Consider the following 23,924-nt stretch of genomic DNA (forward strand, 5'->3'; position numbering starts at 1 on the left):
GGGTGTCAAATAGCACTTGCTTGGATTACCTGTTGGCTGGAGATTTTTGGTTGCGGGCGATTATGAGGATGTTTGGTTTGACCCAGAATTATTACAAAACAGCTAGAGAACCGGTGTAGTAACCATGTTCCCTAGCTGTTTCTTTATCCAACTGCTTCGTTATCCAATGTGCAAGCCAAATGTTTTGTCACCGAACGAAACTTTCTCCCTATCTGCTATTTTCGCAAAAGTCACACCCGAAACGAGTACACTTTCACGCAAAACATGATCAAAACGCTCCAAGGCTGCTCGTAGCTCATCGTCCACATCCAAGGTGAGCTGGACACGTTTATCGATGGGCAGATCCAGCTTTTTGCGTGCATCCTGAACGACACGAATGACTTCACGAACCAAGCCTTCTTGCTCAAGCTCTTCTGTCAGCGTCGTATTCAGTGCCACATGGAGCTGATAGCCGGATGCGGAAGCAAAGCCTTGCTTCCCTTGCTTTTCCACAAGCAGCTCATCTAGCGTAAGCCGCACACTCTCACCTGCGACCTCCACATCCAAGTAGCCATTGTCCACTGCCTTCTGTGCATCGGCTGCGTTCAATTCTTTTAGATACCCTTGGATTGGCCCGACGAGCTTGCCGTATTTTTTTCCGGCTACACTCAGGTTGAGCTTGAAATGATACGTTACGAAGCTGCTGTCGCTTTGCTCTACCCGAATGTTTTTGACATTGATCTCGTCTTCGATAATGCCGGCAAATCGCTCGAGGTTAAATGGCTGCTCCATCGATACGATCAGCTCGGACAGAGGCTGTCTGGTCTTGAGTCCAGTTTCGTTGCGAACATTTCGCGCCAGCTCCACGATGTGTCGAGCCATTTCCATGTCCCGCTCAAGGGCTTCGTCGATTGCTTCTGTGTTCACTTTCGGATAGTCAGTCAAATGAACACTGCCCTCTCCTCCCAGATTGCCATACATATCTTCTGCGATCAGCGGCGCGTATGGTGCGATCATCTTCGCCAGCGTTAGCAACACTTCCCGCAGGGTCTGGTAAGCAGATACTTTGTCAGGCGTCATCCCGCTGCTCCAGAAGCGATCCCGCGAACGGCGGATGTACCAGTTGCTCAACTCGTCGATGAACGTTTCGATATGCCCTGCCGGATTCATGAAATCGTAGGTTTCCAGACCTTTTACCACGTGCTGCAAGGTGGTATTCAAGCGGGAAAATATCCAACGATCCAGCTTGTTCACAGATGGTTGCGTTGGATGCTCTTCTGGCTTGAATGCATCGATCAAGGCGTATAACGAATAAAAATCATGCGTGTTATGGATCTTATCGATCACTTTGTACTTCGCCTCGGCGACGATCCGCTTGGAGAACCGCTTGCTGCTCCACGGCGCACTGTCAGACAAAAGCGCCCAGCGGAATGCATCTGCACCGAACTCTTCGATTACCTCCCACGGATCGATCCCGTTTCCTTTGCTTTTAGACATCTTCTGGCCGTGTTCATCCAAAACGTGACCGGTAGAGATGACCGCCTTGTAAGGGGCTTTTCCGTTATACAGGGTAGAGACTGCCAACAAGCTGAAGAACCAGCCCCGCGTCTGATCGATTCCTTCCGAAATGATGTCGGCAGGGTACTGCTCCTCGAATACCTTTTCGTCTCCGAATGGATGATGGTACTGAGCAAACGGCATCGAACCGCTGTCGAACCACACATCAATGACCTCAGGCGTCCGCTCCATCGTACCGCCGCAAGAGCAGCGCAGCTTCACCTCATCCACAAACGGCTTGTGCAGCTCCAGCTTTTCGTCGATTGGTGCCACAGATTTCTCACGCAACTCTTTTACACTGCCTGGCGCGTATTCGCTGCCACAATCCTGACAAAGCCATAGATTGAGCGGCGTCCCCCAATACCGATTGCGGCTAATATTCCAGTCTACGAGCTCTTCGAGGAATTTCCCGAAGCGCCCTTCGCGCAGGTGGCCCGGATACCAGTCGATCTTGCTGTTGTTTTCGATTAGCTGATCCTTGATCGCTGTCGTTTTGATGAACCAGCTCTCCATAGCGTAGTAGAGCAGTGGTGATTTACACCGCCAGCAAAACGGATAGCTATGCTCGTAGCGCTCCTTGGAAAACAGCAAGCTGCGATGTGACAAGTCTTTGACGATATCGACGTCGCAGTCCTTAACGAAGCGACCTGCGAAATCCGCGATTTGATCAGTATAGCGGCCAGCCAAATTCACGACGTTCACGAAATCAAGCCCATGCTGACGGGTCGTGCGATAGTCATCCTCCCCGTGCGCTGGAGCAGTATGCACGATACCCGTTCCGCTCGTATCACTGACATAGTCCGCATCGACGACGATATGCCCATGGTTTACCTGGATATAGCCAAAAGGCGGCTCATACGGGGTTCCGACCCATTCTGCGCCTTTGTGCGTGGACAAAACCTCGTAGTCTTCCTTGAACACTTTCTCCGCGAGATTTTTTGCTACGACGTACACTTCATCCTGGTGCTTCACCCGCACGTAATCGAGCTCTTTGTTAACAGTCAATGCCACGTTGGCTGGAAGTGTCCATGGTGTCGTCGTCCACGCGAGGAAGATGTCGTCGCTTGTCTTGCTTTTGAATTTGACCGTCGCACTCAAATCCTTCACGTCTTCATAGCCTTGCGCCACTTCATGGGAGCTGAGTGTCGTCTGGCAATCCGGGCAATATGGACTGACACGATGCCCTTTGTACAGCAGTTCTTTTTTATGAATGTCAGAAAGGATATGCCAGACGCTTTCGATGTAATCGTTGGTCAAGGTGACATATGGATGCTCCATATCTGTCCAGTATGCGATTCCTTCCGTCAGCTCGCGCCATTGTTTTTCGTATTCAAAGACACTGTTTTTGCACTCCTCGACGAATTTGGCCACCCCGTAGTTTTCGATTTCCTGCTTGCCGGAAATACCAAGTCGCTTTTCCACCCCAAGCTCCACCGGGAGACCATGTGTATCCCAGCCTGCTTTGCGGACGACACGGTAGCCAGACATCGTTTTGTAGCGTCCGATAAAATCCTTGATGACCCGTCCGAGTACGTGACCGATATGCGGCTGTCCGTTGGCAGTCGGAGGACCTTCATAAAAGACGAAGTTTGGCTTTCCCAGCCGATTGTCCATCGACTTGCGGAATGTATCGTCTTTCCTCCACTGATCCAAAACGCGTAACTCTCGTGTCCTTGCTTTTTCTTTTACGTCTACTTTCCTCATCATGTACACTCCTTCTTCTGTCGTTTTCGTAGAAGTGTAGGTTCATAGAACGCAAAAAAATCCCGCCCCCTAAGGGACGAGATTTGATCTCGCGATACCACCCTTGTTCCGAAATCTTCATGCAAGCATGTCATTTCGGCACCTCTACTACGTACCATCATACGCGTCCCTTGTAACGGTGGGATTCCGGGTCAGCTTACTCCAAAATGCTTCAGCTTTCCTTCTCGGAGAGGATTTTCGGCTAAGTCTTGAACGTTGGCTTTCAGCACTAGGGCCAACTCTCTGGGGAACAAGGGGATTAGCTTACTCTTTCTCGTCAATGAATTTGTTGGTGTTCTATTCGTATACTCTTTTTACACTGCTTTCAAGAAAATGTCAAGGAAGCGAGTTTCCCTCAAGGTTTTTTATCGTTTGCGTCCCGAACCCCTTGTTGTCCTTCCTCAATGACTTCACGCCACTCCTGATTGCCCTTGTCAACAGAATCTCTCCATAACCCATTTCCTGTATCCACAGCGTATCGCCATATTTCCTGCTTCCGGTCGATAATGGCGCTATCGGTATCCATAATTCCGCCTTTTCCGTTAAATCTCTTTTTCAAATATTCCCTGGCGTCCAGCAATCTTTGTTTTTCTTCCTCCACCAGCGCTTTTACTTTTTCCTTGGTGTCTTCCGCGAGTTTTTTCTTCGCTTCTTTTTGACTGAGTGCGTCTTCTTTTGCATTTTCCTTCCAAGCATACCAAGCCTGCTTGAGCTTGTCGTATTCGCCCCGAAGGTGCTTTTTCAAAGCTTCTTCATCCTGCACGGTTATGTATGTCCCCGCTCCCGCATCCGCCACTTGCTTGAGCATACGCTGCCCTTCGTTATCAACGTCAAAACCGATAATGTTCACCACGGTCTTTATGCTCGACTGATTCAGTGCTTTGGCTGCTTCTACGGGATTTCCTCCGCACGTTTCGATCCCGTCGCTCACCACGTACACGAATGTTTCGTTTGTCCCGGGTGGAATATCTTCTTGCAAGGCTTGCAGCGCTTTTGCAATTGGTGTCCAGCCTGCTGGTTGTACTTTGCCCAATGCTTGTTGAAACGATTCCTTCTGATAGCCTGTCTCCGAATAAAATGTCTCTGTGCTGGCGCATGATAATGCTTTGTCTTGCTCACTGCCGCTTCCTTTATGACCATATACCCGTAAAGAAATCGTCGCGTTTTTCGGAAGGACAGACGCGAATTGGTCAATCGCCTCTCGGGCTGCCTCCATCTTCGTTTTTTTGCCGACTTTTCCTTTCATGCTGCCACTCGCATCAATCAACAAGGCAAAATGCGTTTTTTGCGTATCCGGCAAGGTAATCTCCTCTGTCGGCCGCTGCAAGTGAACGTCTACGCTGGAATCAAAATTGGCAAACGTGAGAACGAACGGGCGATAATCCTCTCCGAGTAATTTCAGCAGCTCCTCGAGATATTGCTCCGATGTGAGTGTAGCTGGGAGCTTATCCAATTCTTTTTTGACCTTCTCTTCATCGTAATTCTCGCCAGCATAGGTTCCAACCACCTGGTTTGCCAATGCGAGCTCAAATGCCGTCAACTCGCGCTTGACAGGCGGCAGTGGCTCTCTGGCCTGCGTTTGTGTGGATATATCTGAAGTTGTCTGATCAGGCGTTTTGGTCTGCTCCTGCAAGTTCGCGGTTTGTTGTGTCGCAGCAGTGTCTTTTTGCCCAGGATCAGAGTCTGTACAGCCCGTCATCACTAGCGTAAGAAACACAATAAACGATGCCCATTTCTTCAAAAAGCTTCCCCCTCCTCTTACTCCACCCTACATTATGCTAAATCATTCCAATTCGAACAAATTATAAAAGATGCAGGTCGTTTTTCCTATAATGCAAAAAAGAGCAACACAAAGCGTTTCCACACTTTGCGCTACTCTTTTCCTCTTTCAAAAATTATTAGGCCACTGCCCTTTTCACACTGCGACGGCTTTCCACCTGCGACAAGAACAAGCTGAGAACCAGGATAATCGCGCCGAACAAATACGGTGCGTTCAAATGAACCCCGTACAACGTACCCGCCACTGCTGGGCCAAAAATATTCCCCAGACTCATGTAGGCATTGTTCATCCCTGCAACGAAGCCCTGTTCATCCCCCGCTCGCTTGGAGATCAGCGTGTTGATTGCAGGACGCATAATCGACGTCAGGGTAAAGAAGATAACCGTCATAATCAGCATATACCAGAAGTTACCGGACAATAGCATCATCACCATCGATACAGCAGACAAGAAGAACGTCACGTTAATGAGTTTTTTCTCGCCAAAACGAGTAATGAGCTTGCCGATCAGCGCTGCCTGCACAATCGTACCGGCAAGAGCACCCACTGTGATAATGATGGAAATATCACGCGGAGTATAAGCGAACTTTGCATCGACGAACAGCGGGAAGATGACTTCGAAGTTCGCCAAGCCAAACGTCATCGTAAAGACCAACACCAGCATAATGAAGTACGACGATTGAAACGACTTGCCGAGTTGTACGAAGATGTTTTCCTGTTTGTCTTTGGCGTTTCGCGCCGCGAGCTGCTTTTCTTTCGGAAGTGATTCTGACAAGAAAAAGATGGAACCAAGTGTGGCTACCGCACCAACTGCCGCGGAAATGTAGAACGGCATACGCAGACCAAGCTCCGCCAAAAATCCACCAATACCAGGTCCGATAACAAATCCGAGCGACATGGCGGCCCCGAGCATCCCCAGTCCTTTTCCACGTTTATCCTCTGTCGTAATGTCCGCTACATACGCCAGCATGGACGGAATCATCGCTGCTGCCCCGATCCCGCCGATCAGACGAGAAAGGTAGAGCACCCATGTCTGTTCAGCCAAGGCAAAAACCAGATTGGAGATCGTAAACAGGACGAGTCCCGATACAATCATGATTTTTCTACCGTACTTATCTGACCATTCCCCGGCAATCGGAGAAAAAAGAAATTGAGTTACACCAAAAGCCGCCACCAAGTATCCAGCCGTCTCCCCACCCGCGCCGAACTCTTTGAGAAATTCGGGCAAAATCGGAATAATCAAGCCAATTCCCAGCATGGCGATAAACATGTTGATCATCAGGAAGAGAATCGGTCGCTGACTATTCTCTTGTTTACTCATATTCATTTATCCATTCCTATCCATTTAGATTTTCTTTTTAGCCTTGCAGCTTCGCTTTTACGCTTTCAATCACCGTGCGCCAAATGGCAGGGTCTGTAGATATCTTTTGCTTGAAGTTGCGGTACAACTCCTTTTGCTTTTCCTCAAAATCTGGAGCGTCTGCAGCCGGCAATCCTGCACGGGCAGTCGTAATCATTTCCTGCACCTCTGGCGAACGCGGACCCCAAACTCTTGCCTCGTATCCATCCTGGTCGAGGAAAATAAAGATAGGAATCGCACGTGCTGTGCCATTGGTCAGGTATTGGTCCATCAACTCCAAATTTTCGTCGCGGATGAGAAAGCGCAATTCGATATTGCTTTCCTCGGCAATTCGCTGAATGACAGGAACGCACAAGGAAGCATCCCCACACCAGTCTGCGGTCAGCACGACCCCTTTCCAATTGCGCTGGGAGAGATCCTTCCAGACTGCCAGATCCTCATCCGTAAATGTGAGCTGATCATACACACGGGACAGCTCTTCTTTGTTGACGTTCATGCTTTCTTTGTACGCTGCAAAGCTCATTCCTTTTTCAAACCAACTGTTCTGATTCACGTTAGACATACTCCGTACTCCTCCTGTATGTTGAAAATTATTGCTCCCAAATAGCGGAAGTTCCCAAGCGATTGCGAATGGAAGAGCTTCTTGTTTTGCGGGTTTCTTTCCCTGACGCCTGTTTCATGGTGCTTGCCTTGGCAGTCAGATCCATAAACCACTCTCTATCTTTGGTTGCGAGGGCGAGGTCGATCAAATCATGCATATGCTCCTCATCATCAAAAGAGCCTACCGGAATGCGTTCCATCCACTGTCTCGGAATCACCACCTGTTTGCCGATCGTCTCTTCGTTGTCGCATTGAACCACATATACTTTTGCGGTACCTCGCAATGAATCATCTGTTTCGACGAAGCCTTGAACTAACTCTCCGAATTTGGTTTTGCCCAATACCCAATCTCCGACTTCCAATAACTCATCTCGATTCATTTTCGTGCACCTCCTAATTGTAACGGAAATCATTACAGTTTCCATGTTAAAAATTTGTATGGTTACTGTTGCGAATTCTCCTGACAGCCATGACGGACTTTATCTAATACGGTTTGGATCGTTATTTGTTCCAAATACTTCGTAAAGTACATCTCCGCTTCGGTAAAAATCTGATCCATGACCCCGTGCATATTCGCAGAAACCTGACACGCTTCCTGCGGATCTCCCGAACACCAGTGTGGCTTCAGTGTACCATTCGAGATCGAACGATATATCTCGGCCAAGGTGACCTCATTCGGATCGCATGCGAGGATATAACCGCCGCCAATTCCCTCTTTCGTCTTCACAAACCCGTTCTTACGCAGAATGCTCAAGATTTTGCGAATTCTGGCAGGATTCGTACATACATTTTTTGCGATGAGCTCACTGCTTGCCATATGCTCTGGGATATGAGCCAACAAAGCCAAGCTGTGAACAGCTATGGTAAATTCACTATTCACGTCACAGACGGCCTCCTTGCGAAGAGTACTGTAATAATAATTCGTACAGTTACGAATGTCAACAATTGTGTGGGGGCAAACTTTTTTAAAAAAACGGGAGGTTTTTTATCTTCGGTGGTCGGGGGAAGCGAAGGCACATGTTTTCCAGTCGCCTTTTTCCTCACTACGTTCGGGCGGTCTCCTTCCAAACACGTACCTTCGCTTTTCGGACAGCTATTGCTTCTGCGAGGCTTTTTTAAATAAGTTTTTTTATAAAAAGGATTTCATCGCGGATTGGGATGCCATTGTCTGCGATCAGGGGGATTTCTGGTTTGATTTGGCGGGCCTTGTCCACGGCATTGATGTACAGCTCGTGAAGCTGATAGCCTCTCTTTTGGTAAAACCCCATGGCGTGCAGGTTATCGTTGGTGGTGACGAGCTTCATGCGGTGGCAGCCTTTTTCTTTGGCGGTCTGCTCTACTTGATTGAGAAGTGCGGTACCGATTCCTTTGTTTTCGATCACACTGTCCAAGGAAATGATTTCGCATTCCTGATCTTCGAGAACATAGGAAATAAACCCCTCGATTGCTCCATCTTCTCCCTTCACTGCGTAGCCATCCAGCACATCGCATTGGAAGACACCGCTGGAGATGACCATTTGCGGACTTCCCCAGTGTTTGATGAAAAATTCAGTGATGACGTTTTTGTCCAATTCACTTGTTGAAATCATCTGCATAGCATTCACCTCTTGAAATTGATAAAGCGAAAACCCCTGCTTGTGAATCAGCAGGGGGCTCCACATCTTTACGAGCGGACATCCAGCAATACTTTTCCCGTACTCGCCCTGCTCTCTACCCACGCATGAGCGCTCGCTGCTTCTTCCAATGCAAAATGCTTGCCGATCTTGATGTTCAGCTGTCCATTCGCCAAATAGTCCAAAACTTGCTTGGCTGTATCCTGCAACAAGTGTGGGCGTAGCTTGCGTGTCGTACCAAAGCTGAAGCCTAAAACAGAGCGGCAGCTTGCGTGCAAATCGATTGTCTTGATCTGACCGATTTCGCCGCTGGCATTGCCAAAATGGACAAGTCGGCCGTACCAGGCGAGGCACTCAAGACTACGCTCGCTCACCGTTCCGGAAATTGAGTCCAAAATGACATCGGCTCCCGCACCATCCGTCAGCGTGTGTACCTTTTCCACAAAATCTTCGCGATCATTGCAAATCACATGGTCGGCACCGGCTGACAGGGCAATTTCCGCTTTTGCTTCATTACCGACTGTGCCGATGACACGACCTGCTCCGAGCAGCTTGGCTAATTGAATCGCCGTCGTCCCGATTCCGCCTGCCGCAGCGTGAATCAGTACGGTTTCCCCTTCGGCAATACGGGCTACCTTCGCCAATAGCTGGTACGAAGTAAATGACACGACTGGGCAAGCGGCTGCTGTTTCCGTGCTGATTTGATCTGGCAGCGCAAAGGTCAAGCTCTCATCCGCCACGATATACTCGGCGTATGAACCGTTTGCCGGAAACGCAATGACTCGTTGTCCCACCTTCAGGCTTTGCACCTCTGCCCCTACTTGTTCGATCACGCCAGTAGCATCGAGCCCCGGGATAAATGGTAGCTTGGCTGCTCCCTTTTTTCCATACCTGGATTTGATATCGGCAAAATTGACACTGGTCATCTCCACGCGGATCAGCACCTGTGTAGGTGACATGATCGGCATCTCGACTTCCGCATATTTCATCTTCTCAGGCCCGCCTAATTCCGTTACCAAGATCGCTTTCATGAGAACCCTCCAGACAAGAGTGGAATGGAACGTCAGTTTTGCAGAATGGTCATGATCGCAGCTTTTTTCGCTTCAAACTCCTCGTCGGAAAGCACAGGGGTAAAAGCAGCTCGCGGAATGTCCACCAATAGGTCATGCCAGGATTTGCAGCCTTGATAAGCAGCGTCAATCGGAATTTCCACCGGTTGCTCTAATCGATACATCCGCACGAACAAAATGTGCAGCGGCTGTTTTTTCTTCCAATGCAGGCGCACATCTGCGAAATTATCCGTCCAGATGTGGAAAGGTGATAACGCGCGTAGCTTGGCTTCGTCCATCAGCTCAACATCGTCGGTTACTTCGGCAAAATATTCGATCATCACCGTCTTCTTGTCCATTGTCCAGCCTTCGAGGGTGGCGTCTAACAGGTGTTGGTAGTCTGCCTTTACCATGTCGCGCTTCTGGTGCTCATAGGTCGGATACAAATAAAATTGATTGTTTTCCAAGCGGAATTCTCGTGTTTCTTCGTATAACCCACCCTTGCGGATCGTGATGATCTGCTCACCTTCTCCAAGTGCTTTGACGGCGACTGCCCATTCCTTCAAGCTAAGGGGGGATAGCGGCTGTGCGATCGACTGCATGCAGCACGGCTCCCTTCTACTGTCAGAATCGTTTGATGACTTTAGTCTAGCCCAATTCTGGCTCGTTGAGAAGTCGTCTTCAACAGTTGATCGACATGCTGCATAGCTCCTTGTAGTCTCTCGGCATAATTTCCTCGCAATGTCACGTACGTAATTCCCCGCTCATCCAGCATCTGGCGCAGCTTTTCATGATTGTGCAGGCGCACTTGGTCTTCTCCATGCACACGCAGCCCATCATCTACCCATGCGACATCTGGCTCCATGAACAGCCACAAATCATACGTTTGCTCTTTGGCAATCTGGTCAAGAACCGGGAAGGTTTGCCCGGTATACAGTTCAGAGTAAAACTGGGTGACAATCGCTTCGGTATCGATGAACAAGAGCTTGTTAGCTTTCTGGAGCGCCTCGTACTCTTTCATTTTGTGACCATACGCGATATGTGGGAAATACTCCGGTGTCAAAATCGTATCGCAGCCCCCGACCTCTTCGCAGATTGTGCGTCCATACTCCTCGACAAACACGGTGTTGTAGATTTTTGCAAGATAACGGGTCAAGGTCGATTTCCCACAACTCTCTGTTCCTACGACCACTACCTTTTTGACGAAATAGGGTTGAACAACAGTCGGGATGTGCTGCCAATGAGCGAATACCCCTTCGTTGCGAATCTGGGTAGCGGAGATCGGTACTTGGCTGCGCGGTTCATCGAGAATGATGTGCGCTGCCTCCGGATATAAACGGCGAAATATTGGATCATAGGCGGACTCGGAGCTAAAAACCAGATCGATTTTTTTCCCGATCTTGCGCTTGATGTCCCCTGCTCCCGCCTCCCAATCGTAGCTCTCGTCACTATCCGCATGATCCTCAACTGCAAGCACACGAACATTTTCCATGTCTTTAACCAGCGTGGACAGCCATCTCAAGCGCACTTCATAGGGAATTGGCTTGATTCCTGCCTCCTCGCACAGCTTTTGGTCCCGAGTCGGGCTGTGCGAAAGAACGACGTACAGTTCGTCGCAGCGGCAGGCCGCCTGTGTAATCGCGTATACATGACCCTGATGCAGTGGCAAAAATTTGCCACCAATGAAGCCTACGCCCCCCATGTCTGCTCCTCCCTTTGCTTGCGGTACTGTCTTACCCAGTTCATCAAGCCGTATATGGCATTCACCAAATAAGCGGACCACATGACCAGCATCGAGATGTCGCTTCCGTCCTTCAAAAACGCTGCCAGCCACATGTAGATGGTGAACAAATCAATAACGATCCAGACCACCCACTGCTCGACCAAGCGCTTCACCATGAAAAGCATCGCGATGACGGAGAGAACAGCTGTCAAGGAATCGACAAAAGGCAAAGCCCCGCCCATCTGCTTCAATACAAATCCATAGGCAATCGTTGCAATGATGCTCAAGATGGTCCACCAAATACGTGCTTGGTTGGACAAAACCGCAATCTTGACGTCATTTTGTTTGACTTCGGACACGCGATTTTTACGCCACAGGTAGAGTCCTATGAATTGCATCGGCAAAAAATAGAGAAGATTCAGCATGACTTCCCCATAATACTTTTGCCCATAGGCGACGAACGCGTACAAAACCACATTGATGATACCCGGGTAGTAACTCCACGTCTTTCCTTTAGCAACCAGCACAACACTCAACATCCCTGTTAAGGACGCGATCAATCCGATGAACGTATCATCCAGTGCGAAATACAAATAGACGGTAACGAGTGTAAACGAGATGAGCCATATTTTTTCAAACCAATTCCAGTCTGCTAAAAAGCCGGTGCTTTTCGCATTCATGCGAATCTCTCCTTGAACGCTCGCAGGTTTTCCTGGCGCGCAGAATTGTCGTAGACAGCAAAAACAATGTGGTCAAAAAACTGTGCATACTGTTCCTCGATCAAAACAGTCGCAAAGTAATTTGCTACGTCCTCAGCTTTGTTGCGGAATACTCCGCAGCCGTACGCTCCCAAAATGATCGTCCTGTGATTGTGAAGGGCTGCTGCCCGCAAAATTTTCCGGATGCGCTCCTTCATGACAAGACCAATCTTTGCTATATTTTCAGGCTCTCGTTCACGAACAACCCCAGCATTCACAGCAGGCGCCGTAATAAAAGACAAGAGATATGGGTCATGCAAAAGCTGATCGCTTTGGTCGCGGAGCACGGGGACCCGCGGTGAATAAATCATGTAGTCGGAATAAAAGCAGGTTTTCAACTGGCGATGATAGGTGTACATTTCCTGCATTTGCACAATGCAAGGATACAGCCCGGAGGAACGCGCCAAGCTCTCTTCCTGCGCCTGGCTTCCCCCGAGGAATCCTCCACCCGGATTTTTGGCGGAAGCAAAATTCAAGCATATGACATCTGCTCGTTTCTCAGAAACGACGAGGCGCTTGGCTGCATCCAGGCTGGATTCCGAGGTAACCTCGACCTTGGCACGCAGTTGTGCAGCCGTTGTTTGATGCGTTGGCAGTTGTACTGTGTCTGCAGCCAAATCATTTGGACGATACAAGACCGACTGGCTGATTGCAGCAGCGAGATCCTCCGTAATGCTCTTCTTTTCTCCCGCTTTGTTCACGTAGTAGCCCTGCTCTATGATTTGCAGCGTCTCTTGCGCGATTCGTACGCGCACGCTTCGATTATGTCCCTGATTCATTGTGATTTCCTCCCTGGTACGGGGCTACGTCTGATCCATCCATTCCGGGTTAAAGCGGAAATACTTGGATGGTCGGTGCCCGGCATGTTTTCGATATTGATTCGTTTCCAGCACTTTGTCGGCTACCTTCCTGCGAAACGCCGCAGCCAGCAGCTCACGTCCCAAAATCACTTCGTACACCTGTTGCAGATCGCTTAATGTGAACAGCTCCGGCATTAAGGCAAAGGCGATATCGGTGTATTCAATCTTGTTGCGCAATCGCTCCAGTGCGTATTGAATGATTTTGGCGTGATCAAATGCAATGTTGTTCGACTCTACAATTTCGCGGGTCTCATGTACGGCGCGGCCCGTTACTGTTTTGGTAATTTTAATCGTGGCAGACAGTTCCTCTTTCTCGTGTACCAGTCGCAGTTCCAGCCATTTTTCAGTAATGGAGCCGTCAATCGTCGCCGTCTTTGTTTCTTTCAGCCACCTGTCCTCGATGCGGTACCACTCCGCTTCCTCTGCATCATCCCCTGCCTGCAGCTGTAAAGACGAACTGTCTACCAAGGCCATGTACGACGTGCTGATAACCCATGTCCGTGGATCTCTGCCCGCATCTCCCCAGGTGTAGAGCTGCTCCAAGTAAATGTCGTCTACGTTTGTTTCCGTACGCAATTCGCGTCTGGCAGCCTCCTCCAGACTCTCCCCAGGTGTAACAAACCCACCTGGCAACGCCCATTGGCCGATATACGGATGTTCACCACGCTTCACGAGCAAAATTTTCAACGACTTGGGCGAGAGCTTGCGGTAATTCTCCTCCAGCTCATCCATCACGGTGAATACCAGCATATCGACTGTCACAGACGGCCGCTCGAATTGGCTGACATCATAAGCTTCCAAGTACTCCTGTTCGGTTTGACCTTGTTTATTGACATAAGGTTTACCCTTCATCCAATCGCCTCTTTTTGCTACTGATTTGTTGTTGCCTTCTTGTTATTAACAAAATGTTATTATCAAGTTGTTGGTATCATATTACTCTTTCCTGTTTTTGGTGTCAATAAAAATTACCCACTTCAAGCGAGAGTTTTTATTGTCTTAAAAAGCCGCGTAGAAGAAGCGCATTTCCAGTCCAAGCGCCTCTGGAGCCCGCCCTAGCGTAGTAATAAATGGCGGGGGTTTTCAGCTTCACTTATGGAATACTTCCTCGAAACTTCTACGTTTGAAGCGCTCCCGCCATTTATTGCGAAGCGGACAGTCTTCACCCCTTGCAGGGCGGAGGCCGAAGCGTAGACTGGAAATGCGCTTCTTCCCACCACCCTAGCCACTTTTTAAAACAAAACAAAAAGCCCCCTGCCAGCTAAATTCACTGACAGGAGGCTTCTTAAAATTATTAATAGCTTAGATTAAGCCGCACTTGGATCGGCTTTTACTGCCTGAACATAATCGTCTGCTTTCTTTTGGTCGAACTGACCTTCCCAACGGGAGATTACGATTGCTGCCAACGCATTACCTACAACGTTAACAACTGTACGAGCCATATCCATCAAACGGTCTACACCGGCGATGAAAGCAAGACCTTCTACTGGGAGACCTACAGAGCCGAGCGTAGCCAACAGTACTACGAACGATACTCCCGGTACACCAGCGATCCCTTTGGACGTAACCATCAGTACGAGCATCAGCGTGATCTGTGTACTGATTGGCATGTGAATACCATACATTTGCGCAATGAACAGAGCCGCCAGTGCCTGGTACAGTGTGGAACCATCCAGGTTGAAGGAGTAGCCTGTCGGAATAACAAAGGACGCGATCGCCTTCGGACAGCCCATCTTCTCCATTTTTTCCATGATTTTAGGCAGTACAGTCTCGGAGCTGGAAGTGGAGTAAGCCAACAACAGCTCGTCCTTCAGCACACGCAGGAGGGAAGTGATTTTGACTCCGCTGATACGTGCGATGATACCCAATACCACCAAGATGAAGAACACCATGGCAACGTGAACCAAAATAACCAGTTTCCCCAATGGAATCAAGGAAGACAAACCAAATTTGGAAACGGTAACACCAATCAATGCAAAAACACCAAACGGAGCAAAACGCATGATGGTGTTCACAACCCAGAACATGGCGTCCGCGACTCCATTGAAAAAGTTGAGAACCGGCCTTCCCTTCTCGCCTGCTGCTGCGACACCAAGTCCAAACAGAACGGAGAAGAAAATAATCGCTAACATATCACCACGAGCAAGAGAATCAAAAATATTCGTTGGTACAATCTTAACGAATGTTTCCACCATACCGTGGCTCTGTGTTGATTCTGCCGTGTCTACATACTTGTGGATATCAGTCTTGGTAAGGACTGTTCGGTCCACACCGACACCCGGTTGAAAGATGTTCGCCGCCAAAAGACCAACGATAATGGCAATCGTGGTAACGATTTCAAAATACAAAATTGTCTTACCACCGATTTTGCCCAACTTCTTCATGTCACCTACGCCTGCTACGCCCACAATAAGCGTGGCAACAACGATCGGAACGACAATCATTTTAATCAATCGGAGAAAAATATCACCGATAGGCTGTAAATAGGTCGCCACTGCTGGGTTGCCGTAAAAAATAGCACCCACCAGGATACCCAGAATGAGACCGACGACAATTTGCATCGCTAATCCAAACCGCTTCATTCTGACACCTCGCTATGAAAGATTAAGATGTAGCTCTCAAGTCGATATGCTGATACGCATCAAACTCGAGTGGTATATAGGTGAGCATTATATCATGAATTTTTGTGTTTTCCCCTTTTTTGTATTCTTTTCATTTCTTTATTTTTTCTGACAATATCTATCAATTTCGCGATAAGATTGGGTTCATTGTGTTCGCTTCTGGAAAAATGATAAAATAAGGGAATCAATTTTCAGCGATTTTTCATTCAGAATGGAGCGCAGTCATGACGATTCGGAAAATGATCATCCTGCTATTAGTTCTAGCAGTCGGGTTGTTTCTTTTGCCTTACTCCGTCCCCTTTTTGCTAGCACTGTTAACAGCAATTCTGGTTGAACCGCTCGTCTTATTCCTTACCAAAAGGCTACGAATGAATCGATTGAGTGCGGTAATCGCTTCCTTTTTCCTCTTCCTCATTTCTTTTGGGATCATACTGTACTGGATCGGTACGCAGATTGTGGTTCAGGGAATTGTTTTGGCTCAGCGATTACCGGCCTTTTCGCAGCATATTTTTGAGTTGGTCGAGTCCTATTTGATGAGCTGGGAAACGTACTATGCGTCGTTACCTGCCGAAACCGTATCGGAAATCCAGAGCGTCTTCGCTGGGCTTAAAAACTGGGCGCTTACTTCAGCCTCCACGATTGCCAAAGGTATTCTCGGTGTGGCAGCCATCGTTCCGGGCTTTTTGATCTCTACGATTATTTACTTGGTTGCCTTGTTTTTGATCAGTCTCGATTTGCCGAAATTGCGTGCGGGCTTCATGCGAATGTTCACGGTGTCTGCTCGTGAAAAGGTCGAGGTGGTTATCTCTCAATTGAACCGTGCCACCGTTGGTTTTTTACGTGCCCAAATCATCTTGAGCCTGATGACGTTCACGCTGTCCTTTTTGGGATTACTCATTTTACAGGTCAAGTATGCAGCCGTCATTTCGCTCATGATCGTTTTCGTCGATATTCTCCCCATCTTGGGGGCAGGCTCGTTCCTCGTTCCATGGGCTATTTACAACTTCTTGATGGGCAACTCTTATTTGGCAATCGGACTGATCGTCATCTTCCTCGTGATTACGGTCGTCCGCCGCATTATTGAACCCAAGGTACTCGCATCTAATCTGGGAATTAGCGCCCTAGCCGCTCTTGTCAGCATGTTCCTCGGATTTCAGGTGATTGGATTTTTCGGGCTGATACTCGGTCCAGCGCTCGTCATTATCTACGAGGCGCTGCGAAAAGCTGGCTTCTTGAATTTCAAAATAGATTTTTGATGGGCATAGAAGTTTGGTAGTGCTACGGCCGTTTTTTCCGGTGATGAAATCGGAGAATCGGCCGTTGATATAGAAAGATCTGGGGGAGAGCTTATGTGTGCGTACAAAGAACTGACCACCTCACAACGAACAATCATGACGCCAGGGCCCGTCGAGGCCGAACCTAGTGTTCTTCGCATGATGGGTTCACCCATTCTGGGGCAATTCGATCCAGAATTCACGAACATTATGAATGAAACAATGGAAATGCTTCGGAAATTGTTCCAGACATCCAATCATTGGGCATTCCCGATAGACGGAACCTCCCGGGCGGGCATTGAGGCCGTTTTGTGTAGCATAATCGAACCAGGAGATCGGGTGCTTGTACCCATTTATGGACGATTCGGGCACTTGCTTACAGAGATTGCGGAAAGGTACGGCGCAGATGTGATTACGATGGAAACACGCTGGGGAAGTGTCTTTGAGCCGCAGGACGTGATTGCTGAAATCGAGCGAGTTCGGCCCAAAATCGTAGCAATGGTTCACGGCGAAACATCCACTGGCTGTATTCAGCCTTTGAAAGAAATCGGGGAAGCTTGCCGCCAGATGGATGTCCTGTTTGTCGTCGATGCTGTCGCCTCTATCGGCGGGACAGAAGTGAAGGTGGACGATTGGTATATTGACGCATGTATTGGCGGCACACAAAAATGCTTGTCTGTCCCCTCTGGGATGGCTCCTATCACGTTTAATTCTCGTGTAGAAGCACTCTTGCTCCAACGGAAAAAAATTGAGCGTGGACTCGCTGATCCCTCTGCTCCGAAATCTGCTCAAACCCGAACGATTCGCAGCAATTATTTTGACTTGAGCCAGCTCATGGATTACTGGGGACCCGCACGGCTGAACCACCATACGGAGGCGACCACGATGTTGTACGCCTTGCGAGAAGGTGTGCGCATTGCCCTCACAGAAGGCCTGGAGGCGAGATTCGCCAGACATCGCTTGCATGAACAAGCCTTGGTCGCTGGTGTGTTGGCGATGGGTTTGCAGCTCTACGGCGATCCGGCTTGCAAGCTTCCTGTCGTGACCTGTATCAAAATTCCTGACGGGCTCGACGGAGAGTCAGTGCGTGCCATGCTGCTCGAAGATTTTCATATTGAAATTGCCAGTTCCTTTGGGCCGTTAAAAGGGACAATCTGGCGGATTGGCACAATGGGCTACAGCTGCAGGAAGAAAAATGTATTGCATGTGCTAGGGGCGTTGGAAGCGGTTCTTCTCCGGCATGGCGCCCGTGTACACGCAGGACGCGCCGTTCAAGCTGCGTTGGATATCTACGATCAGGAAAAAGCACAAAGCAGCTAGCCCCTCTTAAGCAGAAAAAGCCTTTGTCCTTCCCCACTTACTCAGGGGGAGACAAGGGCTTTTCTTTCTGCTGCACACGTGCCAATAAATCGACGATGTGTACGGCCTCCATCTTTCCTTCCAGTCCCGCTCGATGAATGCCTGCTTTCATTTGCAACAGACAGCCCGGATTCGAGGTCACTAAAATGTCTGCTTGAGTAGCTGCTACATGACCCATTTTTTCATCCAAAAGGCTCCCGGCCATCTCAGGCTGCACCAGATTGTAAATGCCAGCTGAACCGCAGCAGCGATCTCCTTCGCGAAGTTGTACGTATGTAGCTCCCGGAATGGCTTGCAAGAGGTTCACTGGCTCTTTTGTCACCTTCATCCCGTTACGCAGGTGGCACGAGGATTGATAGGTGATTCGTTGCGGCAATGACTGCCACTCTTTTGGCTCAACGAGGAGTGTAAGTACCTCGCTAATATCCTTCACGCGTGAAGCGAACCATTGTGCTCTCTCCTGCCACTCGGCATCTTCCGCAAGCAAATGGTCGTAATCTTGCAGCATCGCCCCGCAACCACCTGCATTGGATACAATGATATCCACGTCAGCCTTGTGAAAAGCAGCCACATTTTTTCGCGCCAGATGGCGAGCCTGTTCACGTTCACCGCTATGTGCATGGAGAGCACCGCAGCAAACCTGGTCTGGAGCGATGATGACCTCACAGCCTGCCTCACTCAGAATCCGCACGGTGTTGCGATTCGTCTCATTGAACAGGACATCCATGATGCAGCCGTGGAACATTCCTACACGATACTTGCGCTCGCCTGCCGCTGGAATAACCGTGCCACCGAAAAAGTCCACGATACCTTTTCCAGAAGCTTCTGGCATGATCGCTTCCATTTCCCTCATTTGCTTTGGCAGAATGGACAGCACTCCCAGCTTGCGAACGACTTTTTGCACGCCTGAACGCTGATAAAAGCGCAACAGCCCACCGAGCTGGTACATGCGCTTCTGATGAGGAAACAGGTGGAAAAACGCGAGCTTGCGGACGAGTTTGACCCACCATGGATGCTCCTGCACCTCTTCGATCGCTTCTCTCGTCTGCTCGATCAGTTGACCGTACGGCACACCTGCTGGACATACTGGCTCACATGCCCGGCAGCCTAGACATAGATTCATTTGATCGACGAAATTCTTGTCTGGCTCCATGACACCGTCTGCTACAGCTTTCATCAAGGCGATGCGACCTCGTGGAGAAGCTGCCTCGTAGCCTGTTTCCCGAAAAGTCGGACAAGCTGGCTGACAGAAGCCACAGCGCATACAGTTGGACAGTTCATCGTAATCGAGTTTCTTTACCAGGGCTTCTTTAAGCACGCTGGATCACCACTCTGTTCCGGGACTGTTTGGCAAACATCTTGTCAGGATTCAGTAGATTGTGAGGATCGAAAGCGTGCTTGATGCCTTTCATGATCTCCATACCTGCGGCCCCTACTTTCCACTCCAGATACGGTGCCTTGACGATTCCTACGCCATGCTCTCCCGTAATCGTTCCGCCCAAATCGATTGCCGCTGCGAAAATTTCCTCGAAGGCATGCTCGACACGCTCGATCTCTTCCGTATTGCGGGCGTCTGTCATGCAGGTCGGATGCAAATTGCCGTCTCCCGCATGGCCAAAGGTACAAATGCGCAGATCGTATCGCTCTGTAATCTCTTGGATCGCGGCGACCATCGGCGCAATCGAGGCCCGAGGAACGGTTGCGTCTTCCAAAATGGTCGTCGGACGCATCCGTGACAACGCGGCGAGTGCACTGCGTCTGGCCGTCATCACCTCATCAGCTTCCTCCGCTGTCGTCGCTACCTTGATTTGGACCGCATTATTCTTCTCGCAAATCGCAGCGATCTGCCCCATATCTCGATCAACCGTCTGCGGCTCTCCGTCCTGTCCGATCAGGAGAATCGCCGCGACATCTGTCGGTAGCCCGATCTGTTTGAAATCCTCGACAACACGGATCGTGCCCTGATCGAGAAATTCCAGCGTGCCAGGGATGATCCGATTGGCAATGATATCGGAAACAGACCTCGCTGCCTGTGCCATATCTGAAAACATCGCGAGCATAACTCGCTGTGTCTGCGGCTTCGGAATCAGCTTGAGAATAGCCTCGGTAATGATCGCCAATGTGCCCTCGCTGCCGACCAAAAGTTTGGTCAGATCATAGCCCGCCACATCCTTCATCAGCTTGCCTCCGGTGCGAATGACCTCTCCGTTCGGCAAAACAGCTTCGAGACCCAGCACGTAATCCTTGGTTGTCCCGTACTTCAACCCGCGCAGTCCACCCGAATTAAGCGCAATATTCCCGCCAATCGTGGAGATGACCATACTGCCTGGATCGGGTGGGTAAAACAAACCGAGCTCCTCTACCGCCTGATGGATGTCGACCGTTCGGACCCCCGGCTGCACCGTTATCGTCAAATTTTGCTCGTCAATCTCTACAATCTGATTCATCCGGCTCAACACCAAAACAATTCCGCCCCCGACTGGTATCGTTCCACCGCATAGATTAGATCCAGCCCCACGCGTCACAATCGGGATGTGGTGTCGTGCTGCAACTCGCATGACCTGTTGGATTTCGGCAGTGCTCTGCGGCATGACGACCACATCCGGCAATGCCTGCTGCATTGGCGTCGCGTCATACGAATAAGCGACTAATGCTTCCTGTTTGTCGAGACAGTTTTTCGCTCCGACGATAGCACACAGCTCTTCGCGAATAGATTCTGGCAACATGGAATCTCTCCACCCTTTCCCATGAACTTAGTCCAACTGCGAAATTGCTTCCCTGATTCTTCCATTGGTAACATTCAACAAACGAGTGGCTTCTTCCCTGCTCGATCCGGTTAGCTTCATGATAATGGCTGTCTTCGCATCACCGTCTGCCTGATCAGCCAGTTGCTCCGCTTCCTCGTAACTCGCTCCGGTTATTTCCATGATGATCCGCTTTACTCGTTCTTTTAGCTTGAGGTTGGTCGCTTGCACGCTGACCATCAAATTTCCGTACACTTTGCCCAAGCGAATCATCGTCGCTGTCGTCAGCATGTTCAGCACCAGCTTTTGGGCCGTTCCTGCCTTGAGCCTCGTCGATCCGGTCAATACTTCCGGTCCTACGACGACATTAATTGCTACATCTACGCCTTCATTGATGTACGAAGGTTTGTTGCAAGCGACAGCAATCGTCTTGGCTTTGATCCTCTGTGCCTCCGCCAAAACACCGAGAACATACGGAGTCCGTCCGCTGGCTGCGATCCCTACGACCACATCATTTTTGGTCACACCGTATTTATGCACATCTTCTTGACCCAGTTCAAAGGAATCCTCTGCGCCCTCTACCGCGCGTACCATTGCGGATGGCCCGCCTGCTATCACGCCTTGAACGAGCTCAGGGTGGGTACCAAAGGTGGGCGGGCACTCGGACGCATCCAAAATTCCTAAACGTCCACTCGTTCCAGCACCAAAGTAAAACAGTCTTCCGCCCTTTTCCAGTACGTGTGTGATAACCTCTACCGCATCAGATACTTGATCGAGGACGCGCTCTACCGCATATGGAACTTTCTTGTCTTCATCGTTCATCATTTGTACGATGCCTCGGGCACTCAATTGATCCAAATCACTGCTGCCCTCGTTTTTTCCTTCAGTCGTCAATGCTTGCAAGTTCTCCAGATTCATGCTCTATCGAACCTCCTTTTCAATCTTACTGCCCCATGTTCACTTCATGACTGATCCAAATGGCAAGTGACAAAGTGCCCTGTTGAAACCTCGCTAGCCACAGGAGCAACCGTTTTGCAAATGTCCATACAGTGGCGGCAACGCGGATGGAATGTGCAGCCAGACGGCGGTTTCGCTGGACTCGGCAGGTCGCCCTCCAAAATGATCCGCTGGGTCGTCAAATGGGGATTTGGTACAGGCACCGCTGATAACAGTGCTTGTGTATAGGGATGCGTGGGTTTCTCGTACAACGATTGTTTATCCGCTACCTCCACCACTTTTCCTAGATACATAACCGCTACCCGATCAGAAATATGGCGGACGACACTCAAATCATGCGAGATAAACAAATACGTCAGATTGAACTCCTTTTGCAAATCTTGCATCAGGTTCAAAATTTGTGCCTGAATCGACACGTCCAGTGCAGACACAGGCTCATCGGCCACAATCAGCTTCGGGCGCAAAATCAGTGCCCTTGCTATGCCAATCCGCTGGCGCTGACCACCAGAAAATTCATGCGGAAAGCGATCCAGTTGCTGCTTGGAGAGGCCGACGATCTGGATCATCTCCTCGACTTGCTTGCGGCGTTCTGCTGAATTGCCGATGCCATGGATGATGAGTGGGTCCTCCAAAAGCTGTCCGATTGTTTTACGTGGGTTCAGCGAAGCAAACGGGTCTTGAAAAACGAGTTGCATGTTGCGTCTGGCTCTACGCAGCTCTGATTCATTGAGCTTGCGGATATCCTGTCCTTCAAAAAAGACTTCTCCATCAGTCGGTTCAATCAAGCGCAGGATGCATCGTCCTGTCGTGGACTTCCCACACCCCGATTCGCCAACGATGCTGACAGTCTCGCCAGGATAAACAGCAAGGTTGACTCCATCGACGGCACGAACGACTTTTTCCTTGCTGAAGAATCCTTGCTTGCTCGTGAAATGCTTGGTCAATGATTTGACTTCCAATAGTGGTTGCCTCATTGCACGTCCTCCTCGCGATACAGCCAGCAGCGGCACTTTTGGTTGTCTGCAACAGGCGTAAGCTCTGGATTTTTCTCACGGCAAATGTCCATGACTTGTGAACAGCGCGGTGCAAAACGACAACCCGCAGGCATTTCGCTCAAAAGGGGCACCGAGCCCGGAATCGCATCCAAACGCACTTGGTTGACACTGACAGAAGGCATTGATTTCAAAAGCCCTCTCGTATATGGATGCTTCGGCTCGTCAAACAGTTGCTTGACGTCGGCTTCCTCTACGATTTGACCTGCATACATGACGATGACGCGATGACACATCTCCGCCACGACTCCCAGATCATGTGTGATAAGCAGGATGGAAGTGCCTTGCTCTTGACGGACTTTTTTCATGAGTTCCAATATTTGCGCCTGAATCGTCACGTCCAAAGCCGTCGTCGGCTCGTCGGCAATCAAGAGCTTGGGCGCACAAGACATCGCCATCGCAATCATCACACGTTGACGCATCCCACCTGACAATTGGTGCGGATAGTCGGAAATGATTTCATCAGCACGCGGAATCCCGACTTCTTTCAAAAGCTCGATCGTCCGTCGCTTGGCTTCCTGTTTGGACAGTCCGAGATGCCGACGCAAGGGCTCGCTGATCTGTTTGCCGATCGAATGCAATGGGTTTAGCGAAGTCATCGGCTCCTGAAAAATCATCGCGATCTGATTGCCACGAATCGCTTGCATTTGTTTTTCCGTGAGTAAGAGCAGCTCCTTGTCTTGAAAACGGATGCTCCCGGTCATCTCTACATTCCGTCCCAAGAGCTGCATGATGGACATGCTGGTCACGCTTTTTCCACATCCGGATTCACCGACCACACCGACGGTTTCACCAGGCTCTACAGAGAGGCTGACACCCTCGATCACGGTCAGCTTTTTGCCTGCTTGGATAAAAGAAGTTCGCAAATCATCAATCGTAAGCATTGCTGCCATGAGTACTC

Annotated in this window: 21 protein-coding genes, 1 pseudogene and 1 other annotated feature; of the genes and pseudogenes, 3 read left to right on the top strand and 19 right to left on the bottom strand. The window is 49.6% G+C overall.

Going from position 1 to position 23,924, the window contains the following annotated elements; all coding sequences use genetic code 11:
• Positions 1-19: 19 nt before the first annotated feature.
• A pseudogene (locus tag KB186_RS08400) lies at positions 20-91 on the top strand (immunity protein Imm33 domain-containing protein); the annotation flags it as partial.
• Between the two features lie 68 nt (positions 92-159).
• Here the strand turns inward: KB186_RS08400 and ileS are convergent.
• From ileS to KB186_RS08470, 14 genes are all read right to left on the bottom strand, one after another.
• A complete protein-coding gene (ileS, locus tag KB186_RS08405) occupies positions 160-3,240 on the bottom strand; it encodes an isoleucine--tRNA ligase (RefSeq protein WP_232773466.1) in 3,081 nt (1,026 codons plus the stop codon).
• 69 nt (positions 3,241-3,309) lie between these two features.
• Positions 3,310-3,569: a binding site (T-box leader), on the bottom strand.
• Between the two features lie 65 nt (positions 3,570-3,634).
• Complete coding sequence (locus tag KB186_RS08410) at positions 3,635-5,020, bottom strand: vWA domain-containing protein (protein ID WP_232773400.1); 1,386 nt, start codon at positions 5,018-5,020, stop codon at positions 3,635-3,637.
• Between the two features lie 157 nt (positions 5,021-5,177).
• Positions 5,178-6,383, bottom strand: a complete 1,206-nt coding sequence (locus KB186_RS08415) for an MFS transporter (protein ID WP_173608729.1) — start codon at positions 6,381-6,383, stop codon at positions 5,178-5,180.
• A 31-nt stretch (positions 6,384-6,414) separates the two neighbouring features.
• Positions 6,415-6,978, bottom strand: coding sequence for a thioredoxin family protein (locus KB186_RS08420; RefSeq protein ID WP_142063781.1), 564 nt, complete (start codon positions 6,976-6,978; stop codon positions 6,415-6,417).
• Positions 6,979-7,006: 28 nt separating this feature from the next.
• Complete coding sequence (locus tag KB186_RS08425) at positions 7,007-7,396, bottom strand: IDEAL domain-containing protein (protein ID WP_173608730.1); 390 nt, start codon at positions 7,394-7,396, stop codon at positions 7,007-7,009.
• Positions 7,397-7,458: 62 nt separating this feature from the next.
• Positions 7,459-7,896 carry an RrF2 family transcriptional regulator gene (locus tag KB186_RS08430; protein WP_173608731.1) on the bottom strand — a complete coding sequence of 146 codons (438 nt, stop codon included), beginning with the start codon at positions 7,894-7,896 and terminating at the stop codon, positions 7,459-7,461.
• Between the two features lie 235 nt (positions 7,897-8,131).
• Positions 8,132-8,611 carry a GNAT family N-acetyltransferase gene (locus KB186_RS08435; RefSeq protein WP_232773401.1) on the bottom strand — a complete coding sequence of 160 codons (480 nt, stop codon included), beginning with the start codon at positions 8,609-8,611 and terminating at the stop codon, positions 8,132-8,134.
• Between the two features lie 68 nt (positions 8,612-8,679).
• Positions 8,680-9,660, bottom strand: a complete 981-nt coding sequence (locus KB186_RS08440) for a quinone oxidoreductase family protein (RefSeq protein ID WP_232773402.1) — start codon at positions 9,658-9,660, stop codon at positions 8,680-8,682.
• 32 nt (positions 9,661-9,692) lie between these two features.
• Positions 9,693-10,280 carry a DUF1802 family protein gene (locus KB186_RS08445; RefSeq protein WP_232773403.1) on the bottom strand — a complete coding sequence of 196 codons (588 nt, stop codon included), beginning with the start codon at positions 10,278-10,280 and terminating at the stop codon, positions 9,693-9,695.
• Between the two features lie 41 nt (positions 10,281-10,321).
• The gene (gene nadR, locus KB186_RS08450; protein WP_173608735.1) at positions 10,322-11,380 is read right to left on the bottom strand and encodes a multifunctional transcriptional regulator/nicotinamide-nucleotide adenylyltransferase/ribosylnicotinamide kinase NadR; all 1,059 of its coding nucleotides are present in this window, start codon (positions 11,378-11,380) and stop codon (positions 10,322-10,324) included.
• On the bottom strand, positions 11,368-12,081 hold the full coding sequence (gene pnuC, locus KB186_RS08455) for a nicotinamide riboside transporter PnuC (RefSeq protein WP_221867634.1): 714 nt from the start codon (positions 12,079-12,081) through the stop codon (positions 11,368-11,370). Before pnuC ends, nadR begins: the two co-directional genes overlap by 13 nt.
• Positions 12,078-12,938, bottom strand: a complete 861-nt coding sequence (locus tag KB186_RS08460) for a TIGR02452 family protein (protein ID WP_173608737.1) — start codon at positions 12,936-12,938, stop codon at positions 12,078-12,080. The genes pnuC and KB186_RS08460 overlap by 4 nt, the downstream gene beginning before the upstream one ends.
• 24 nt (positions 12,939-12,962) lie before the next feature.
• Positions 12,963-13,871: an NUDIX hydrolase gene (locus KB186_RS08465; RefSeq protein ID WP_173608738.1), complete on the bottom strand. Its 909-nt coding sequence runs from the start codon at positions 13,869-13,871 to the stop codon at positions 12,963-12,965.
• A gap of 452 nt (positions 13,872-14,323) precedes the next feature.
• Positions 14,324-15,598, bottom strand: coding sequence for a cation:dicarboxylate symporter family transporter (locus tag KB186_RS08470; RefSeq protein ID WP_232773404.1), 1,275 nt, complete (start codon positions 15,596-15,598; stop codon positions 14,324-14,326).
• A gap of 263 nt (positions 15,599-15,861) precedes the next feature.
• Between KB186_RS08470 and ytvI the strand changes: the two genes are divergently transcribed.
• Together ytvI and KB186_RS08480 are read left to right on the top strand one after the other, a co-directional pair.
• The gene (ytvI, locus tag KB186_RS08475) at positions 15,862-16,893 is read left to right on the top strand and encodes a sporulation integral membrane protein YtvI (RefSeq protein ID WP_173608740.1); all 1,032 of its coding nucleotides are present in this window, start codon (positions 15,862-15,864) and stop codon (positions 16,891-16,893) included.
• 93 nt (positions 16,894-16,986) lie between these two features.
• The gene (locus tag KB186_RS08480) at positions 16,987-18,231 is read left to right on the top strand and encodes a pyridoxal-phosphate-dependent aminotransferase family protein (RefSeq protein WP_232773405.1); all 1,245 of its coding nucleotides are present in this window, start codon (positions 16,987-16,989) and stop codon (positions 18,229-18,231) included.
• Positions 18,232-18,268: 37 nt separating this feature from the next.
• On the opposite strand, the gene KB186_RS08485 is transcribed toward KB186_RS08480, so the two are convergent.
• Genes KB186_RS08485 through KB186_RS08505 form a run of 5 tightly spaced genes read right to left on the bottom strand, consistent with a single transcriptional unit; the run spans position 18,269 to position 23,916 of the window.
• Positions 18,269-19,588 (bottom strand): (Fe-S)-binding protein, encoded by a 1,320-nt coding sequence (locus KB186_RS08485; RefSeq protein ID WP_232773406.1) that lies wholly within the window; start codon positions 19,586-19,588, stop codon positions 18,269-18,271.
• The gene (locus KB186_RS08490; protein WP_232773407.1) at positions 19,581-20,996 is read right to left on the bottom strand and encodes an FAD-binding oxidoreductase; all 1,416 of its coding nucleotides are present in this window, start codon (positions 20,994-20,996) and stop codon (positions 19,581-19,583) included. The genes KB186_RS08485 and KB186_RS08490 overlap by 8 nt, the downstream gene beginning before the upstream one ends.
• Before the next feature lie 27 nt (positions 20,997-21,023).
• Positions 21,024-21,932 carry an N-acetylmuramic acid 6-phosphate etherase gene (murQ, locus tag KB186_RS08495; RefSeq protein WP_232773408.1) on the bottom strand — a complete coding sequence of 303 codons (909 nt, stop codon included), beginning with the start codon at positions 21,930-21,932 and terminating at the stop codon, positions 21,024-21,026.
• A gap of 44 nt (positions 21,933-21,976) precedes the next feature.
• Positions 21,977-22,945, bottom strand: coding sequence for an ABC transporter ATP-binding protein (locus KB186_RS08500; protein ID WP_221867629.1), 969 nt, complete (start codon positions 22,943-22,945; stop codon positions 21,977-21,979).
• The gene (locus KB186_RS08505) at positions 22,942-23,916 is read right to left on the bottom strand and encodes an ABC transporter ATP-binding protein (protein WP_173608746.1); all 975 of its coding nucleotides are present in this window, start codon (positions 23,914-23,916) and stop codon (positions 22,942-22,944) included. Before KB186_RS08505 ends, KB186_RS08500 begins: the two co-directional genes overlap by 4 nt.
• Between the last annotated feature and the right edge of the window lie 8 nt (positions 23,917-23,924).

Source organism: Brevibacillus sp. AF8 (genome assembly GCF_021270385.1).
Lineage (GTDB): Bacteria > Bacillota > Bacilli > Brevibacillales > Brevibacillaceae > Brevibacillus.

Coding starts and splice junctions, on each gene's coding strand:
- KB186_RS08435 (WP_232773401.1), bottom strand. CDS start 8,611: ATGCAGATGATTTCAACAAGTGAATTGGACAAAAACGTCATCACTGAA.
- KB186_RS08505 (WP_173608746.1), bottom strand. CDS start 23,916: ATGGCAGCAATGCTTACGATTGATGATTTGCGAACTTCTTTTATCCAA.
- KB186_RS08415 (WP_173608729.1), bottom strand. CDS start 6,383: ATGAATATGAGTAAACAAGAGAATAGTCAGCGACCGATTCTCTTCCTG.
- KB186_RS08460 (WP_173608737.1), bottom strand. CDS start 12,938: ATGAATCAGGGACATAATCGAAGCGTGCGCGTACGAATCGCGCAAGAG.
- KB186_RS08500 (WP_221867629.1), bottom strand. CDS start 22,945: ATGAGGCAACCACTATTGGAAGTCAAATCATTGACCAAGCATTTCACG.
- ileS (WP_232773466.1), bottom strand. CDS start 3,240: ATGAGGAAAGTAGACGTAAAAGAAAAAGCAAGGACACGAGAGTTACGC.
- KB186_RS08490 (WP_232773407.1), bottom strand. CDS start 20,996: ATGTTGCCAGAATCTATTCGCGAAGAGCTGTGTGCTATCGTCGGAGCG.
- KB186_RS08425 (WP_173608730.1), bottom strand. CDS start 7,396: ATGAATCGAGATGAGTTATTGGAAGTCGGAGATTGGGTATTGGGCAAA.
- ytvI (WP_173608740.1), top strand. CDS start 15,862: ATGACGATTCGGAAAATGATCATCCTGCTATTAGTTCTAGCAGTCGGG.
- KB186_RS08445 (WP_232773403.1), bottom strand. CDS start 10,280: ATGCAGTCGATCGCACAGCCGCTATCCCCCCTTAGCTTGAAGGAATGG.
- pnuC (WP_221867634.1), bottom strand. CDS start 12,081: ATGAATGCGAAAAGCACCGGCTTTTTAGCAGACTGGAATTGGTTTGAA.
- murQ (WP_232773408.1), bottom strand. CDS start 21,932: ATGAATCTGGAGAACTTGCAAGCATTGACGACTGAAGGAAAAAACGAG.
- nadR (WP_173608735.1), bottom strand. CDS start 11,380: ATGGGGGGCGTAGGCTTCATTGGTGGCAAATTTTTGCCACTGCATCAG.
- KB186_RS08465 (WP_173608738.1), bottom strand. CDS start 13,871: ATGAAGGGTAAACCTTATGTCAATAAACAAGGTCAAACCGAACAGGAG.
- KB186_RS08470 (WP_232773404.1), bottom strand. CDS start 15,598: ATGAAGCGGTTTGGATTAGCGATGCAAATTGTCGTCGGTCTCATTCTG.
- KB186_RS08420 (WP_142063781.1), bottom strand. CDS start 6,978: ATGTCTAACGTGAATCAGAACAGTTGGTTTGAAAAAGGAATGAGCTTT.
- KB186_RS08440 (WP_232773402.1), bottom strand. CDS start 9,660: ATGAAAGCGATCTTGGTAACGGAATTAGGCGGGCCTGAGAAGATGAAA.
- KB186_RS08480 (WP_232773405.1), top strand. CDS start 16,987: ATGTGTGCGTACAAAGAACTGACCACCTCACAACGAACAATCATGACG.